The 14,598-nt window shown below is 38.5% G+C and carries 10 protein-coding genes and 1 riboswitch; of the genes, 6 read left to right on the plus strand and 4 right to left on the minus strand.

All coding sequences use genetic code 11. From position 1 onward, the window contains the following. The first annotated feature begins 68 nt into the window (after positions 1-68). From DW152_RS06860 to DW152_RS06875, 3 genes are all read left to right on the plus strand, one after another. On the plus strand, positions 69-2,213 hold the full coding sequence (locus DW152_RS06860) for an ATP-binding protein (RefSeq protein WP_118288331.1): 2,145 nt from the start codon (positions 69-71) through the stop codon (positions 2,211-2,213). Between the two features lie 136 nt (positions 2,214-2,349). Beyond that, positions 2,350-2,499 carry a hypothetical protein gene (locus tag DW152_RS06870; protein WP_243059842.1) on the plus strand — a complete coding sequence of 50 codons (150 nt, stop codon included), beginning with the start codon at positions 2,350-2,352 and terminating at the stop codon, positions 2,497-2,499. A 174-nt stretch (positions 2,500-2,673) separates the two neighbouring features. Beyond that, a complete protein-coding gene (locus DW152_RS06875; RefSeq protein WP_118288251.1) occupies positions 2,674-4,692 on the plus strand; it encodes an ATP-binding protein in 2,019 nt (672 codons plus the stop codon). Positions 4,693-4,733: 41 nt separating this feature from the next. Further along, positions 4,734-4,809, plus strand: a riboswitch (cyclic di-GMP riboswitch). 94 nt (positions 4,810-4,903) lie between these two features. On the opposite strand, the gene DW152_RS06880 is transcribed toward DW152_RS06875, so the two are convergent. After that, complete coding sequence (locus tag DW152_RS06880; RefSeq protein ID WP_021859506.1) at positions 4,904-5,260, minus strand: VOC family protein; 357 nt, start codon at positions 5,258-5,260, stop codon at positions 4,904-4,906. Next, entirely contained in the window at positions 5,257-5,943 is a 687-nt protein-coding gene (locus DW152_RS06885; protein WP_021859507.1) for an MBL fold metallo-hydrolase, read from the minus strand. The genes DW152_RS06880 and DW152_RS06885 overlap by 4 nt, the downstream gene beginning before the upstream one ends. Positions 5,944-6,779: 836 nt before the next feature. Between DW152_RS06885 and DW152_RS06890 the strand changes: the two genes are divergently transcribed. Then, on the plus strand, positions 6,780-8,477 hold the full coding sequence (locus tag DW152_RS06890; protein WP_117537978.1) for a carbon starvation CstA family protein: 1,698 nt from the start codon (positions 6,780-6,782) through the stop codon (positions 8,475-8,477). Positions 8,478-8,644: 167 nt separating this feature from the next. On the opposite strand, the gene DW152_RS06895 is transcribed toward DW152_RS06890, so the two are convergent. Continuing rightward, positions 8,645-8,935: a hypothetical protein gene (locus DW152_RS06895; protein ID WP_021859509.1), complete on the minus strand. Its 291-nt coding sequence runs from the start codon at positions 8,933-8,935 to the stop codon at positions 8,645-8,647. 219 nt (positions 8,936-9,154) lie between these two features. Continuing rightward, positions 9,155-10,903 carry a helix-turn-helix transcriptional regulator gene (locus DW152_RS06900; RefSeq protein WP_118288252.1) on the minus strand — a complete coding sequence of 583 codons (1,749 nt, stop codon included), beginning with the start codon at positions 10,901-10,903 and terminating at the stop codon, positions 9,155-9,157. Positions 10,904-11,124: 221 nt separating this feature from the next. Here DW152_RS06900 and DW152_RS13460 point away from each other — a divergent pair, with 221 nt between their 5' ends. Then, positions 11,125-13,563, plus strand: coding sequence for a leucine-rich repeat protein (locus tag DW152_RS13460; protein WP_118288253.1), 2,439 nt, complete (start codon positions 11,125-11,127; stop codon positions 13,561-13,563). A 216-nt stretch (positions 13,564-13,779) separates the two neighbouring features. Continuing rightward, a complete protein-coding gene (locus DW152_RS06910; RefSeq protein WP_118288254.1) occupies positions 13,780-14,481 on the plus strand; it encodes a DNA alkylation repair protein in 702 nt (233 codons plus the stop codon). Positions 14,482-14,598: the final 117 nt, after the last annotated feature.

Genomic DNA, 14,598 nt, shown 5'->3' on the forward strand with positions numbered 1-14,598 from the left:
GTTTTGTTTTTGTAAAGTTTCTGTTGAATAGGATGAATACATATATTGAGGTAAATGGAGAAATCAGTATGGAAGCTGTTGTCGAACAGATTCAACAAACCTATGATATGCAAGTGAGTGGATACTATAGACAGTTACATTTAGTTGAGAGCTATCTGCATAAAGAGAAGAAAATATCCCTTGAAACGGATAATAACCGAAACTTTTTTAAGGCATGGGAAAAAGAATCTGAGAGTACACTTTTATTTCTACAGGAAAATGGAAAAGCTATAACCTCAGATGGAACAAAACTGAAAGTTGATATGCCTAGTAAGCTTTTGCTGGATTTGAGAAACGGATTTAATATTGGGAAATTGGTCGCTTTTGAATTTGAACAAGTGAAAAAAGACGGTTATTTGGTAGCAATTCCATGTCAGAAATATACGATTAATGGGGAAACTTATACAGCGATTGGAACAGTGTATGATCATTCGAAATTAGACTCTATGTTAGATCTTGGAGGATATGATGGAAGTGCATATCTCTTCATGTTGGATGATGATGGAAATATTACTTATACGAACCAGAAGGATGACATTTTTTTCCGAAATTATTCATTACTGAAACATTTGAAAAGTGATTATGCTATAACAGCAAAAGAGTTTGATTCTCTGAATAAAAAGATTGCGGGGAGAAAAAAGGGAGTAGAACTTTTGGGGAAAGATGAGCCTTATTATTTGGGATATTGTCCGATAGAAAGCAACAATACGATGTTGATTTGTATTGTAAAAAAAGCGACAGTAGATAATGTGTTGAAAGAATACCAGAAAATGATTGGGTTTACTACAATGCTCATGACAGGATTTATAATCTTGCTTTTTGCTGGATTATTCTACAGTATTTCCAGATTCAGTATTGCAAATCAAAAAGTTAAATTTGAAAAAAGAAACAATGAGCTTCAGGCAATGGCTATAAGCGAAATGGAAGAAGCTAATAAAAATCTGAAAAAGGCTAAGAACATTGCTACTGAGGCTCTACAGACCGCTGAAAATGCAAATAAGGCAAAAACAGATTTTTTATCCAATATGTCGCATGATATTCGCACACCTATGAACGCAATCATTGGTATTATATCATTAATCAGACATAATGCCGGAGACAAAGAAAAAGTTATAGAGTATGCAGATAAAATAGCTATTTCTTCTCAGCATCTATTAGGAATTATTAATGATGTTTTGGATATGAGCAAGATTGAAGCTGGAAAAACAGTTTTCAAATATTCTGATTTTTCTATTCTGGATTCTATAGAAGAACTCAATACAATATTTCATTCACAGGCAAACGAAAAAAATCAGAGTTTTATAATCACAAAAGAAAACCTTAAACATGAGTGGGTAAATGGCGACAAGGTTCATCTGATGCAGATTTTCAGTAATCTGTTGTCTAATGCAATAAAGTACACACAGGAAGGTGGAGTAATCCAGTTTATCGCAGAAGAAAGTGAGACAAACTCTTCTACATATGGAAAATATCATTTTATAGTCAGTGACAATGGTATGGGAATGTCTGCTGATTTTAAAGAAACTATCTTTGACGCGTTTACTCGTGCAGAAAGTTCTGTAACAAACAAAATACAGGGAACTGGTCTGGGAATGGCAATCACTAAAAATCTGGTTGAATCGATGGGGGGAACGATTGAGGTTGAAAGCGAACCGAATCGCGGAAGTAGTTTTGAAGTAATCTTAAATCTAAAAATTGTGGAGAACAGAGTAGTTTCTTCGACAGAACAGATAGAAATGCATGAGACAGATAGTGATATTCTGGATGGAATGCGCTTCCTTTGTGCAGAGGATAATGAGTTGAATGCAGAAATCCTAATGGAATTATTAAAGCTTGAAGGTGCAGAGTGTACTATTTGTGAAAATGGCAAAAGGATTTTGGAAGCATTTGAACAGTCCGTGCCCGGTGAGTATGATATGATCTTGATGGATGTACAAATGCCTGTTATGAATGGTTATGAGGCAACGGAGGCAATCCGTAGAAGTTCACATGAACAGGCAAAGACGATCCCGATTATTGCCATGACTGCCAATGCATTTTCAGAGGATATGCAGCACACTCTCGCTGCTGGAATGAATGCTCATATTTCAAAACCAGTTGATATGAAGTTGCTGAAGAAAACCATAAGAAATATAAAATTTGGAGGGGATGAAGCCCAATTTATTGATCAATAATCACTAAAGAGAAATAAGAAGGACAAGAAACAAAAAATACTCATTGTAGATGATTCAAAATTTAACACTTTTGGATGCGGCATTCATGACATTGACGCTGCCGTCCTCGTTGTAAGTTGCAACCATCAGAACCGGCATGGAATTTGAATATAAGGGCTGTCTGGTTGCTATGCTTAACTGGTGTCTGATGGCATGGGATATGAACCCAGCGTGGAAAGGCGGCCACGGCGGTGGTGAGGAAACAGCTGCAAAATATTATTATTTCTTCTTGGGGAAATTGTCATGAACATATGTCATGAAAAAATGATGGCGGAATAATATGTCGCTGTGATATAATAAAGTGAGCAATTTGACATGTATATTCAGACTTTTTTGGAAGAGAATGAAACGTGGATAAATTTTAAAAATAAAACAGAAAACTTAAAGCCTTTTCAGTCTTTTTTAAGGGAGAGGGAAGTGTATGAATGATTTCAAAAAACTTACAGAGCAACTTTTGACAATATATATTAATGCCGAATCAATAAATGATTTTGGTATAGAGAATTATTTTGATGAAAATATTAGTCTGATTGGAACCGGGAAACATGAGTTGTTTACGAATCTACATGAGTTTTTAGAATCATTTAAAGTTGGTATAAAACGAAGAGGTAAAAGCAGAATCGAAATACAAAATTTACATCAGGAAGAAGAACGGCTTGATGATGACCATGTTCTTGCACATGGAACAGTAGATTTTATTGGTCTGTTTAAAGATGGTTCGATCTGTTTTAAAATGGAGACAAGATTTACGATTATCTACAAGTGGACGAATGGAAAATGGCTGGTTCAGCATCTGCATCAGTCAACACCGGATTTGGAGCAGATGGACGGCGAAGAGTTCCCTCTTACATTGGGAAAGCAGGTGAAAAAAAACCGGCAGGCCTTTCATGCATTAGGCACTGCCTATTATCAAATCTCAAGGCTGAACTTAAAAACGAAAAAGATCGAACTTGTCAAAAGATCCCGAAAAACAGATTTGGATATAAAAGATAATATCGCAGATTGGAAGCCTCAGTTCAAGATTATAGAAGATATTATAGCAGAGCCATTTGTGCAGAAGTATATAGATTTTTTTGATATACAAACCATGGCGGCACGTCTTCATAATAAAGAATCTATGTCTTCTGAATTCAAAAAGAAGAATGGATCATGGTTTCTTTCCATGGTTGTTCCGCAGAGTTATGATAAAAATGGAAATGTTACATCCGTGCTGATTGCGAATCGAGATGTGACAGATGAAAAAATGCGGGAATTAAAGCAAGAGGAAGAATTGCGGGAAGCTAAATTAAAAGCAGAATGTGCAAATAAAGCAAAATCATCATTTCTGTATAATATGTCTCATGACATCAGGACTCCTATGAATGCGATCATTGGCTATGCAGATCTCGCATCCAGACATTTGAAAGAAACAGATAAGCTTGGCAGATATCTTGAAGAAATCCAAATATGCGGAAAAGAACTTTTGTCGATGCTAGGTAATGTTTTGGACATTGCAAGAATTGAAAATAACAAGGTCGAAATGGAATACACTGTTTCGAATGTCCATGAATGCTTTGAAAATTGTGTCATTATGTTCCAACAACAGGCAGAAAGTAAAAACCAGACGATCTCTCTGGCAGAACAAATCATGTATCCGTATGTATATATGGATGCACCGCACCTGTCAGAAGTCTGTCTTAATATTATAAGCAATGCAATAAAGTATACAAATACAGGAGGTACGATATCCTGTAATGTTATACAGAAATCTTGCGAAAGAGAAGATTGGTGCAATATGATCGTTACTATTACCGATAATGGAATTGGTATGTCTGAGGAATTTCAAAAGCGTATTTTTGAAATTTTTGAAAGAGAACGTAACACTACATCCAGTCATATTGAGGGCAGCGGCATCGGAATGTGCATTACGAAAAAGCTTGTTGAACTCATGGATGGAACTATAGAAGTGAAAAGCAAGCAAGGTAAAGGTTCCACATTTACAGTAACTATTCCATGCAGGAAAGCATCAAAAGAAGACTCTATAGTGAAGAAAAATAGTAATCTGAGCAATAAGAATTGCTTGAATGGTGTTCGAATCTTATTAGTCGAAGATAATAAGATCAACACGGAGATTGCAACAGAACTATTGAAGGAAGAAGGCTGTATTGTTGAGACCGCAAATGATGGTGTTGCATGCGTTGACATGATTGAAAAAGCGGATGCCGGTTATTACAAGATGATCCTTATGGATATTCAGATGCCGGTTATGAACGGATATGATGCCACATTAGCAATCCGAAAGATGAAGGATACGAAAAAAGCCAGGATTCCGATTATTGCGATGACTGCCAATGCCTTTGCAGAAGATACACAAAAGGTTCTTTCTGTTGGAATGAATGCTCATGTTGCAAAGCCTGTTGATATGAACATTCTTGTGCCAACAATGATGAAATATTTATAATAAACAGAATTAATGAAAAATGTACAATATAATACAAATAAAAGATTCGTCGGCAAATCAGTCGAAAGGCTGAGACGCAAAGCTATAGGGTCTGTAAAATGACAGCCAGTTGCAACGTTTAAGATGCACTGCCTGAAAAGGCAGTGCATTTTTCCTTTAGAGTTATGCCGTGAAATAACTTGTTAATTATGTCGACCCCCCTTCGTTTTGTTTAAGGCAGGATTTCAAGCCAGTACCCGTCCGGATCTTCAATGAAATAGATGCCCATTTCCGGGTTTTCAAAGCAAATGCAGCCCATTTCTTCATGCTTCTTGTGAGCTGCTTTATAATCATCTGCTTTAAATGCCAGATGAAATTCACATTCGCCAAGATCATATGCCTGCGGGTGTTCCTTAAGCCAGGTCAGTTCCAGTTCGAAATCACTGGAATCATTGCTTAAATATGCAATGATAAAATCGTCTGTAGTTTTTCTTCTTACTTCATGTAAGTCAAGTGCATCATTGTAAAATTTGATGGATTTGTCCAGGTCGGACACATTGTAGTTTTCGTGAATCATCTTAAAGCTCATAGTTCTTCTCCTTTTGCTAATTCTGTATTTCTGATTCGTGATGGGTATTGTGGATATTCGGTAATGAATCTGGTGATTATATCCGGCTTATTCCAATAATGCATTGGAAAAACATTTTTGCAGTCTATATTATCCAGAAAATAAATCATTCCGTCTGCATAGTGGCTTTCCTGCCTTGGATCAAGAGGGACGAAAGCAACATCAAAATGATCGCCCTTGATCTTGTTAATCTCAGCACGATACATAGAGGTCATCTGGCGGTTGTCTTCATCAGGCTCGCCCTCCCAATACCAGTCATTCAGGTCACCGGCATGGTAGATCGTGCCATCGTCTGTTTTGACGATAAATGCGACACCACTGTCGTTAGAAAGCAGTGTATGGATGCGCGTACCGTTGTCAAGAATATATTCCTGATCATGATGAGCAGTTGTGATCTTCACTCCTGCCGGGTACTTCTTTTTGCTGATATCTTTCGCTAAAACTGCCTGATAAGTCATTTCCATATCATTCAGAATCTTAAAAATCTTTGGATTGAAATGATCCGGATGAAAATGACTGCAAAAGACGATAACCTCTTTACTCTTATCAAGTTTTGGAAGCTCCCCTTTATAGTAGTCAAAAATGTAGTAGCAGTCCGCAGTTTCAACCAAAAATCCACTGTGGTTAATGTAAGTTATTTGCATAATATCACCTGTTATTATACTTTTTCATATTCTGTAAACTCCAGGTCGGAGCAGTAGAATATGTATATTATAAGTTACAATTTATTATACCTTTTCACAGTATATAATGCCAGAGGCAAAAACTGAAAACACGATGTGCTTGCCAGGAAATGTTTTTTAGTTCGCAGATGTTATTAAAAAGTTCATTATGAATATAAGCATTGCCTGTGGAATAAAGAAGCATAATATCAGGCTGATGTTCAATGGTCATTCTTACAATAATGCAAATGCATGTTGTAAATGGAACAGAAAAGTATATTATTAACGAAAATTTTATAAATATGCATAAAAAATACTCGGAAAAATCAATAAAGTTGTTGAAATATAATCTTGAAATTCAAAACAAAAAAGTGTAAAACATTATGTATAAAAAATAAATTGATAAAAACATATATATAAGAAATGCGATGAAAGGGATACGTCACAAAACATCCGGAATTCAGAGAGTCGTTGGTTGGTGTGAAACGACAGAAAGACTTTTGAGATATCACCCAGGAGCATCCCGCTGAACAGACGGAATCAGGAAGAGCATAAAAAGTAGGCAGGGACGTAATCTTCACGTTACAGAAGAAACTGTTTAAAGAAAATTTTATTCAGAAGTTGAACAGACAGATTATAATAAAGAATCTGCATAAAATATTTTGGGTAGACAGTAACAAGTGATTGTAATTAGCAATAATTACAATAATACAAAGTGGTACCACGGAAAGTTCCGCCTTTGTTGTCCGGAAGGACAGCAAAGGCGTTTTTTTATATAGATTACTAATAAATAATAAAAAGAAAAGAGGAATTACTTTATGAGTGGAATATTGATGATGGTAATTGCCATTGTTGTACTCGGAGGAGCATATCTTCTGTATGGCCGTTATCTTCAAAACAAATGGGGCATTGATCCGAATGCCAAAACTCCGGCATATGAGATGGAAGACGGAGTTGATTATGTACCTGCTGACACAAACGTAGTATTTGGACATCAGTTTGCATCAATCGCAGGTGCAGGTCCGATCAACGGACCAATCCAGGCAGCCATTTTCGGATGGCTTCCGGTTCTGCTTTGGATCCTGGTCGGTGGTGTATTCTTCGGCGCTGTTCAGGATTTTGCATCTATGTATGCATCTGTTAAGAACAAAGGACGTACAATCGGTTACATTATTGAAGAGTATATTGGAAAATTAGGAAAGAAATTATTCCTGTTATTCTGCTGGCTGTTCTGTATTCTGGTCGTAGCAGCATTTGCAGATGTTGTAGCCGGAACATTTAACGGATTCAATGCAGATGAAGCCGGAAAGATTACAAAAGTAGTTGCAAACGGAGCTGTAGCAACAACTTCTATGTTATTTATCATTGAAGCTGTCGGACTTGGAATGTTCCTGAAATATACAAAATTCAACAAATGGGTAAACACAGCAGTAGCAATTGTATTATTAGTATTAGCAGTAGCACTTGGACTTCATTTCCCGGTATACTTAAGCCTTGGAGTATGGCATGTCATCATTTTTGCATATATCCTGGTTGCCAGTGTGGCGCCGGTATGGGCATTGCTTCAGCCGCGAGATTATCTGAACAGTTATCTGTTGATCTTCATGATCGTTGGAGCAGTTATTGGTGTATTTGTATCAAATCCATCCTGCAACCTGAAAGCATTTACAAGCTTTAATGTTGACGGACAGTATATGTTCCCAATCTTATTCGTAACAATCGCATGTGGTGCAGTTTCCGGATTCCATTCACTGGTATCTTCCGGTACTGCTTCTAAACAGATCAAGAATGAGAAAAACATGCTTCCTGTATCTTTCGGAGCAATGTTAATGGAGAGTATGCTTGCAGTTATAGCACTGATCGCAGTTGCTTCTTTTGCAAAAGGTGAAGCAGCAGCACAGGGATTGACAACACAGCCACAGATTTTTGCGGGAGCAATCGCAAACTTCCTGTCAGTGGTTGGTTTACCACATAGCCTTGTATTTACACTTATCAACCTTGCAGTATCTGCATTTGCACTGACATCACTTGACTCTGTAGCCAGAGTAGGACGTCTTTCTTTCCAGGAATTCTTCCTTGATGACGATGTAGATCAGGACAACATGAGTCCGTTCTTAAAAGTAGTAACAAATAAATATTTTGCAACCATCATTACTTTAGTACTTGCTTATCTACTTACAAAAGTCGGATATGCAGAGATCTGGCCACTGTTTGGTTCAGCAAACCAGTTATTATCTGTACTTGCACTGGTAGCCTGCGCTGTATTCTTAAAGAAAACAAAACGTCAGGGATTCATGCTCTGGGGACCAATGGTATTCATGATGGCAGTTACATTTACAGCACTTAGCATGACAATCGTTAAATTAAGCAAAGCATTCATGACAACCGGACTGGATGTTGGAAATACTTTACAGCTTATCTTTGCGGTATTACTGCTGATTCTTGGTGTGCTTGTAGCTATTCAGGGAGTGAAGAAATTGCTTGAAAAAACGGACGATAAGAAAGCGACAGCTTAGAGTTTGAGCATAGAGATTGAATGAAATTAAGGAAAGTATGTACTTTCCGGTAAAAAAATAAAAAATAAAAAGGCGAGGCATGACTCTTAAGAATCGTGCCTTGCCTTTTCTCTTATTTCTTCATTTTTTCGCTTGCTATGGAAACGAAAAGTTCTTTATTCTCTGATTTACCCGAAATTCTTCTTCCATAATTCGTCTAATTTATCCAGAGCATCGGATAATTGTGTCTGTTGTTCACTGTTCAAACCATTGATTACCATATCTTCTTCCAGTCCCCAACTGTCGAGATCATCTGCAATCTGTCCGGCGCGTGCACCGCAGCGGATCAGCTTCCGGACAAGAGTTTCTTTCGTTGCTGTCTCAGCAATTCCGTGAAGAGCGCGTCCCTTTGCACAGCTTAATGCATTGATCGGACAGGCGTTCTCACAGCCTGTGCAATGTTCTTCTGTAGTTGCCATTCTATTTCCCTCGTTTCTTAAAAATCATGTTTATATTTTAACGTATAATATAAAACTTGTAAATTATATATCCACAGCATCTCTGCGTTACAAATCTTTGTATTGCAGTGTTATAAGTTAAGAAATTTTCAATGATGATTGAACGTATAAGTGAAAGGATTTTCCTTTTGACTGGGGAAAACTGTTGTAACTGGCAATTGTTAAAAAATCGAATCACAATCAGTAAGGGGCTGTCTCTTCTTCTGTCACAGGAATGATCATATTTTCAAAAGCGTTTACCATCTTCGGATGCTGGATGAGAAAATGGATCGCAGGAGCTTTCTCTTTAGATACCATGACATATTTCCCGCGAAGAATACAGATCTGAATGTTGCGGAAGGCAGGCGAGGAATTTGGCTTTACGTGGTACAGGGGATGTTTTTCGTGGTATTCTTGCAGCAGATGTAGATGAGTCTGATATTCTTCCCATGTATAAAAGACATCTTTTTCCAGAAACATACCGGAAAGAGATAAAGTCATCGGATATTTTGCAAATTCCTCTTCTGTCAGGAGTGGTATTTCTTCTGTAACCGGGCTGTGAGCCAGGAGCTCTTCTGAAAAATCTCTGGAAGATCGTACATAATCTATGATCTGAGCCTGTTCGTCTGGTGTTAACTGGTTGTGAGCCAGAATCTGTTCCAGAAGCCCATCTGTCATTGTGTAAAGTGACAGAGAAGAGAGAATATAATGCCGCTCTCCGTGCGTATGTGCGTTCTGCAGACGGAAATTCTGGAAGTCCTGTGCCTGTTCCAGACGGTAGATCTTCATAAGCGGAGATGCCTTGGAGAGAAGTCTGTCCGCGCGTTTGCGGTAATGTGCAACTTCTTCTTTGTTTTTTGTAAGGTAATAGCGCCCTTCGCTGTGATAGCCACAGATTGCTTCGCCGGAGAGCGCAGCAGTGCCGGAGACTTTTAAAAAATGAGAAAATATATTTCCGGGCGATCCTTTCAGGTAATAAGGAGAAATCTGTCCGGTCATATACATTGGAATCCAGCTCTCCAGACCAAGCATCATATCTTCAAAGGAACGGTCAAGGTTATGGATCTGGTTGAGATGCAGTCCTTTTTTTAACATCATTGCCATACCGAACATCCATTTTTTTGGAAATTCCGGATCTTTTGCCATCTCGCCCATAGGCATATCGCTGTACATGGCAACGGGTTCCACAGATTTTGAAAGCACGGTTGCTTTTAAGAAAGCGAGTTCGCTGTCCATCATTTCTTTTAATCCGTAATAACTCCGGGAAGTCGGAAACTGGAAAGGTGCAGTCGGAACCTTCATCTCATCAAAATGAATGGCACGGATATATTCGTTGAGATCAAACTGTTCCAGTTTTTCCAGAAAATCTGCCATATAATTCTTCGAAGGCTGCGTCTGATCAGTCAGCCAGTGAAAAAGAGAAGTTCTGTAAGCGTCTGGATCTTCAAGCTCGTCTGCATCACATCCGATCAGAGCGGCTACCTGCGATTTCTGTGAGTCATCCTGATATTTCTGTGTAACAAAGTCGGTGATTTTCGTCGCAAATTCCTGTGGATCTGCCGGTTTTCGCTGTCCATTCCGAATGCGTGAAATGTAGGAAGCATCATAATTCAGCGCACGGGAAAGTTCGGATACATTCAGCGAGAGTTCATTTAATAAATGGTTGAAATTTGTCTGTAACCGGTGGATATCTACAAATGCAGTTCCGGAAAATGTGGATAACGTTTCGGAAATGGCAGACTCTGTAAGAGAAGAGATGCCTTTTTCCTGTGCAAGTCCGGAAAGACCGGCAATCAGTTTGTTATAATTTTCTGAGTCCCGCTGCGGAAGCCGGTCACCGGAACGATAGCGGCTGATCGTAGCAGCAGAAAGTCCGCTTGCCTGCGCCAGCTCTTTAGAAGTACAGCCTAACTGTTCTATGTATTCGTTTAATTTTTCTTTAAAATCCATATGCAATCCCTCCGGTAAACTGATAAGTATATTGTTCTTTTCCGAGAAATACAGCTCCTGATAGTGTAGTTATTTTCAGTATACAATAGATAATCTTATTTACAACAGAATAGTTTCCAAATTGGCATTGCCAGAAAGGAAATACAGTAGATAGAAAAAAATCCGGCTTGATATAATGAAAACAGGAAAATTATGTAGAAACAAAAAGTGAGGTTTTGCGTATGAAAAAGAAACAAATAGAACGATTAGGCAAATGCGTACTTGGCGGTGTGCTTGCAATTACAATGATGGCGTCATTAATGCCAGGAATGAGCGAAGTAAAAGCGGACGAAAAGGCATTGATGCAGAATGTCCGGGAGGCAGATGAGATCTCAGCAGAGAAGATCGGGCATCTGATGGGAGATGATAACTCAGAAAATGCGAAGCATCTGATCATGCCGGATGAATATTTTTATATTGATCCGGAGCTTAAGGTGACACATGATACCAGAACAGATGGCGTTCCTTATGTAACACTGACATTGCTACGTGCAAGATTAGAACTTGAAGAGCTGCGTGCCTATGATTCCAAGCTGGTACGAAGCAAGCTGGATACAAGCAAGATTATAACAGATGCAAGTGATCCGGTGCTTACGAATACGTATAATATCTGGAAAATGGGTGAAAATTCACTGTCAGAGTCCGTGAAAAAAAGTGTGGATATGGATATCATGTCAATATCACCTATAGGCTACAGAAACAAGACAGGTTTGCCATGCATTGTGGAAGCGATCCGGGGGAGCGGCTTTGATTTTGTAAGTGAAGTAAAAGACAGTGCAGGACTTACAGTCGCAAATACGGTCGAGAATACATGGAGCGGCTGTACGCTTTGTTTCTTTGAGCCATATTATCTGCTGACATATAAAGATGTGACGGAAGAAGAATCTAAAAATTTTCCGGATCGCTATTATATAAAAAGAGAAAAACAGGAAATAAGACTCCCGGCAATCGTAAGACCCGGATTTCATTTTAAAGAGTGGAGCGGAGGATTGTATTTCGCAGATAAGAAGCGAGATGGCAGTGACACGGTTTATACATTTGACTGGGAAAATAATATAGAAAAGGCAACGTACAACTGGGGTGATGAGGAACTGTATCCGGTTTTTGAGGAAGGTGATACCATCACATTCCATGGAAATGGCGGGACTATCGATGGTAAAGAACAGATCACTTATGAACTGGATCAGGAAAGTGATAATTTCTTTGATATCGGGAAATATGTACCGAAGAGGAAGGGATATACATTCCTTGGCTGGTGTTATAAACCGACGGCATATTATGACAGTCTGATTAAAGATACCAGTAATTATGACTGGGTAAGGAAATGTACGGATAATGGTTTTGACCGGAATCTATATGCAAAATGGGCAGAAGACAGTGATGAAGAACTAGAGACAAAAGGCTATAAACTGGATGAAAAAACAGGGGCGCTTACGATTATTACAGATCAGGGGATGCTTGGATGGAATACGCTTTGCAATGAAACAGATGATAAGTGTAAAGAAAAAGTCAAATCTATTACCATAGGCGGAGATGTAAAAGAGATTGACAGCTGGATGTTTACAAACTGTGAAAATCTGGAAACTGTGAAACTATCTTCAAAAGTGCGGGAAATTGGAAAATATGCATTTTATGGATGCAAGTCTTTAAAGAATGTGGAGATGCCAGGGGTGTCTTCGATTTATGACAGTGCATTTGAAGAATGTTCGTCTCTTGTAAAAGTGACATTTCCGGACACAATACAGGTTATCAATAATGAAGTGTTTAGAAATTGTTCTGCTTTAAAAGAAGTGGTATTTGAAAAAGAAGAACAACCACCGTATTTGCGAATCTATTCCAGTGCATTTGAAGGATGTCATAAAGATCTGACCATCCGGGTAAAAACTTCGCTCCTGAAGGAATTTAAAGAGGAAATCCTGCCGGATTTTGCAGATAAAATTACAGACGAAGCAGGTTCCATACCGACACCGGATCCGGAAGATCCGTGTGCAGGAGGACATCAGACAGAAAATATTCTTACAAAAGCAACTTTAAAAACGGATGGTAAGATAGAAGAGCGTTGTAAGATATGTAAGAAAGTGATTGGAACAAAAACAATTGCAAAGATTGCAGATGTAAAACTTTCCGGAAACAGTTATGTATATGACGGCAAGACGAAAACACCATCCGTAACAGTAAAGAACAGAAAAGGCAAAACACTTGCAAAAACAGATTATTCCATAGCTTATGCGAAGGGACGCAAGAATGTCGGAAGTTATACTGTTACGATCACACTGAAGAATAATTACAGCGGAACAGTGAAGAAGGCATTTAAGATCGTTCCGAAGACAACAAGCATTTCCAAACTGACAACAGGTAAGAAAAAGCTGACTGTGAAGTGGAAAAAACAGGCGACACAGACGACCGGATATCAGTTGCAGTACGGAACATCGTCTAAGTTCAAGGGTGCAAAGACCGTGACGATCACGAAGAATAAAACAGTGAGCAAAGCGATTTCCAAGTTAAAAGCAAAGAAGAAATATTACGTAAGAATCCGCACTTATAAAACGGTAAAAGTAAACGGAAAATCTGTGAAACTTTATTCTGCATGGAGCAAAGCAAAATCGGGACTTACAAAATAAAATGTGGAAAATCCTTTTATTTACCTGCGGGTAAGTGAAAGGATTTTTCTTTTACAAAAAAACGCTTGACTTAACGCTAGTTTGAGGCGCTAGAATAATTCTGGTAATTCAAAGAAAGGGAATTTTTTACAATGTATAATATAGAGTTGGCTTTAAGTAATGTTATGATTATGTTGTGGAAAATAATAAATGCAATGAATAAGAGGTGGAAATAAAATGAATAAAAAGGCAGTAATTGATAATGTACAAAAAGAACTCTTTGCCATGCAGGACACCGGGTATCGGGATTTCCATATGAAACTGATGCCTACGGTAGATCCGGAGCGTGTGATCGGAGTAAGGACTCCGGCACTACGTGCATTTGCAAAAAAGTATGGAAAGACAGAAGAAGCAAAACAGTTCGTAGAAGTATTGCCACATCAGTATTATGAAGAGAATAATTTACATGGACTTCTGCTGGAACAGGGGAAAAATTACGAAAAATGTGTAAAAGATCTGGATCGTTTTCTTCCTTATGTGGATAACTGGGCGACCTGTGATCTTCTGGCCGTGAAAATCGTAAAGAAACATCTGGATCTATTCATTAAAGAGGTTTACCGTTGGATGGAATCGGAGCATACTTATACGATCCGTTTTGGGATAAATATGCTGATGCGCTATTATCTGGAAGATGAATTTAAGCTGGAATATCCGGAAAAAGTTGCAGCTATCCGGTCGGAGGAATACTATGTCAACATGATGCGTGCCTGGTATTTTGCAACTGCGCTGGCGAAGCAGTATGAAGCAATTATTCCTTATCTGGAAGAGAAGCGGATGGATACGTGGACGCACAATAAGACAATCCAGAAAGCGATCGAGAGCTACCGGATAACGCCAGAACAGAAAGTGTATCTGCGGACGTTGCGTGTGAAAAAGTAAATATTTTAACCTATAAGTTTTTCTTCTTTTGGTATATGTTTTCAATGTTGGAAATTATCGGATTAAAGCGATAAAATCAGTTATAGCAGCTGCCGGGAAGGGGAATACCGGCGCGTA

The sequence above is a fragment of the Dorea sp. AM13-35 genome, assembly GCF_003473885.1.
Lineage (GTDB): Bacteria > Bacillota > Clostridia > Lachnospirales > Lachnospiraceae > Dorea_D > Dorea_D hominis.

Coding starts and splice junctions, on each gene's coding strand:
- DW152_RS06900 (WP_118288252.1), bottom strand. CDS start 10,903: ATGGATTTTAAAGAAAAATTAAACGAATACATAGAACAGTTAGGCTGT.
- DW152_RS06880 (WP_021859506.1), bottom strand. CDS start 5,260: ATGAGCTTTAAGATGATTCACGAAAACTACAATGTGTCCGACCTGGAC.
- DW152_RS06895 (WP_021859509.1), bottom strand. CDS start 8,935: ATGGCAACTACAGAAGAACATTGCACAGGCTGTGAGAACGCCTGTCCG.
- DW152_RS06860 (WP_118288331.1), top strand. CDS start 69: ATGGAAGCTGTTGTCGAACAGATTCAACAAACCTATGATATGCAAGTG.
- DW152_RS06875 (WP_118288251.1), top strand. CDS start 2,674: ATGAATGATTTCAAAAAACTTACAGAGCAACTTTTGACAATATATATT.
- DW152_RS06870 (WP_243059842.1), top strand. CDS start 2,350: ATGGAATTTGAATATAAGGGCTGTCTGGTTGCTATGCTTAACTGGTGT.
- DW152_RS06885 (WP_021859507.1), bottom strand. CDS start 5,943: ATGCAAATAACTTACATTAACCACAGTGGATTTTTGGTTGAAACTGCG.
- DW152_RS06890 (WP_117537978.1), top strand. CDS start 6,780: ATGAGTGGAATATTGATGATGGTAATTGCCATTGTTGTACTCGGAGGA.
- DW152_RS06910 (WP_118288254.1), top strand. CDS start 13,780: ATGAATAAAAAGGCAGTAATTGATAATGTACAAAAAGAACTCTTTGCC.
- DW152_RS13460 (WP_118288253.1), top strand. CDS start 11,125: ATGAAAAAGAAACAAATAGAACGATTAGGCAAATGCGTACTTGGCGGT.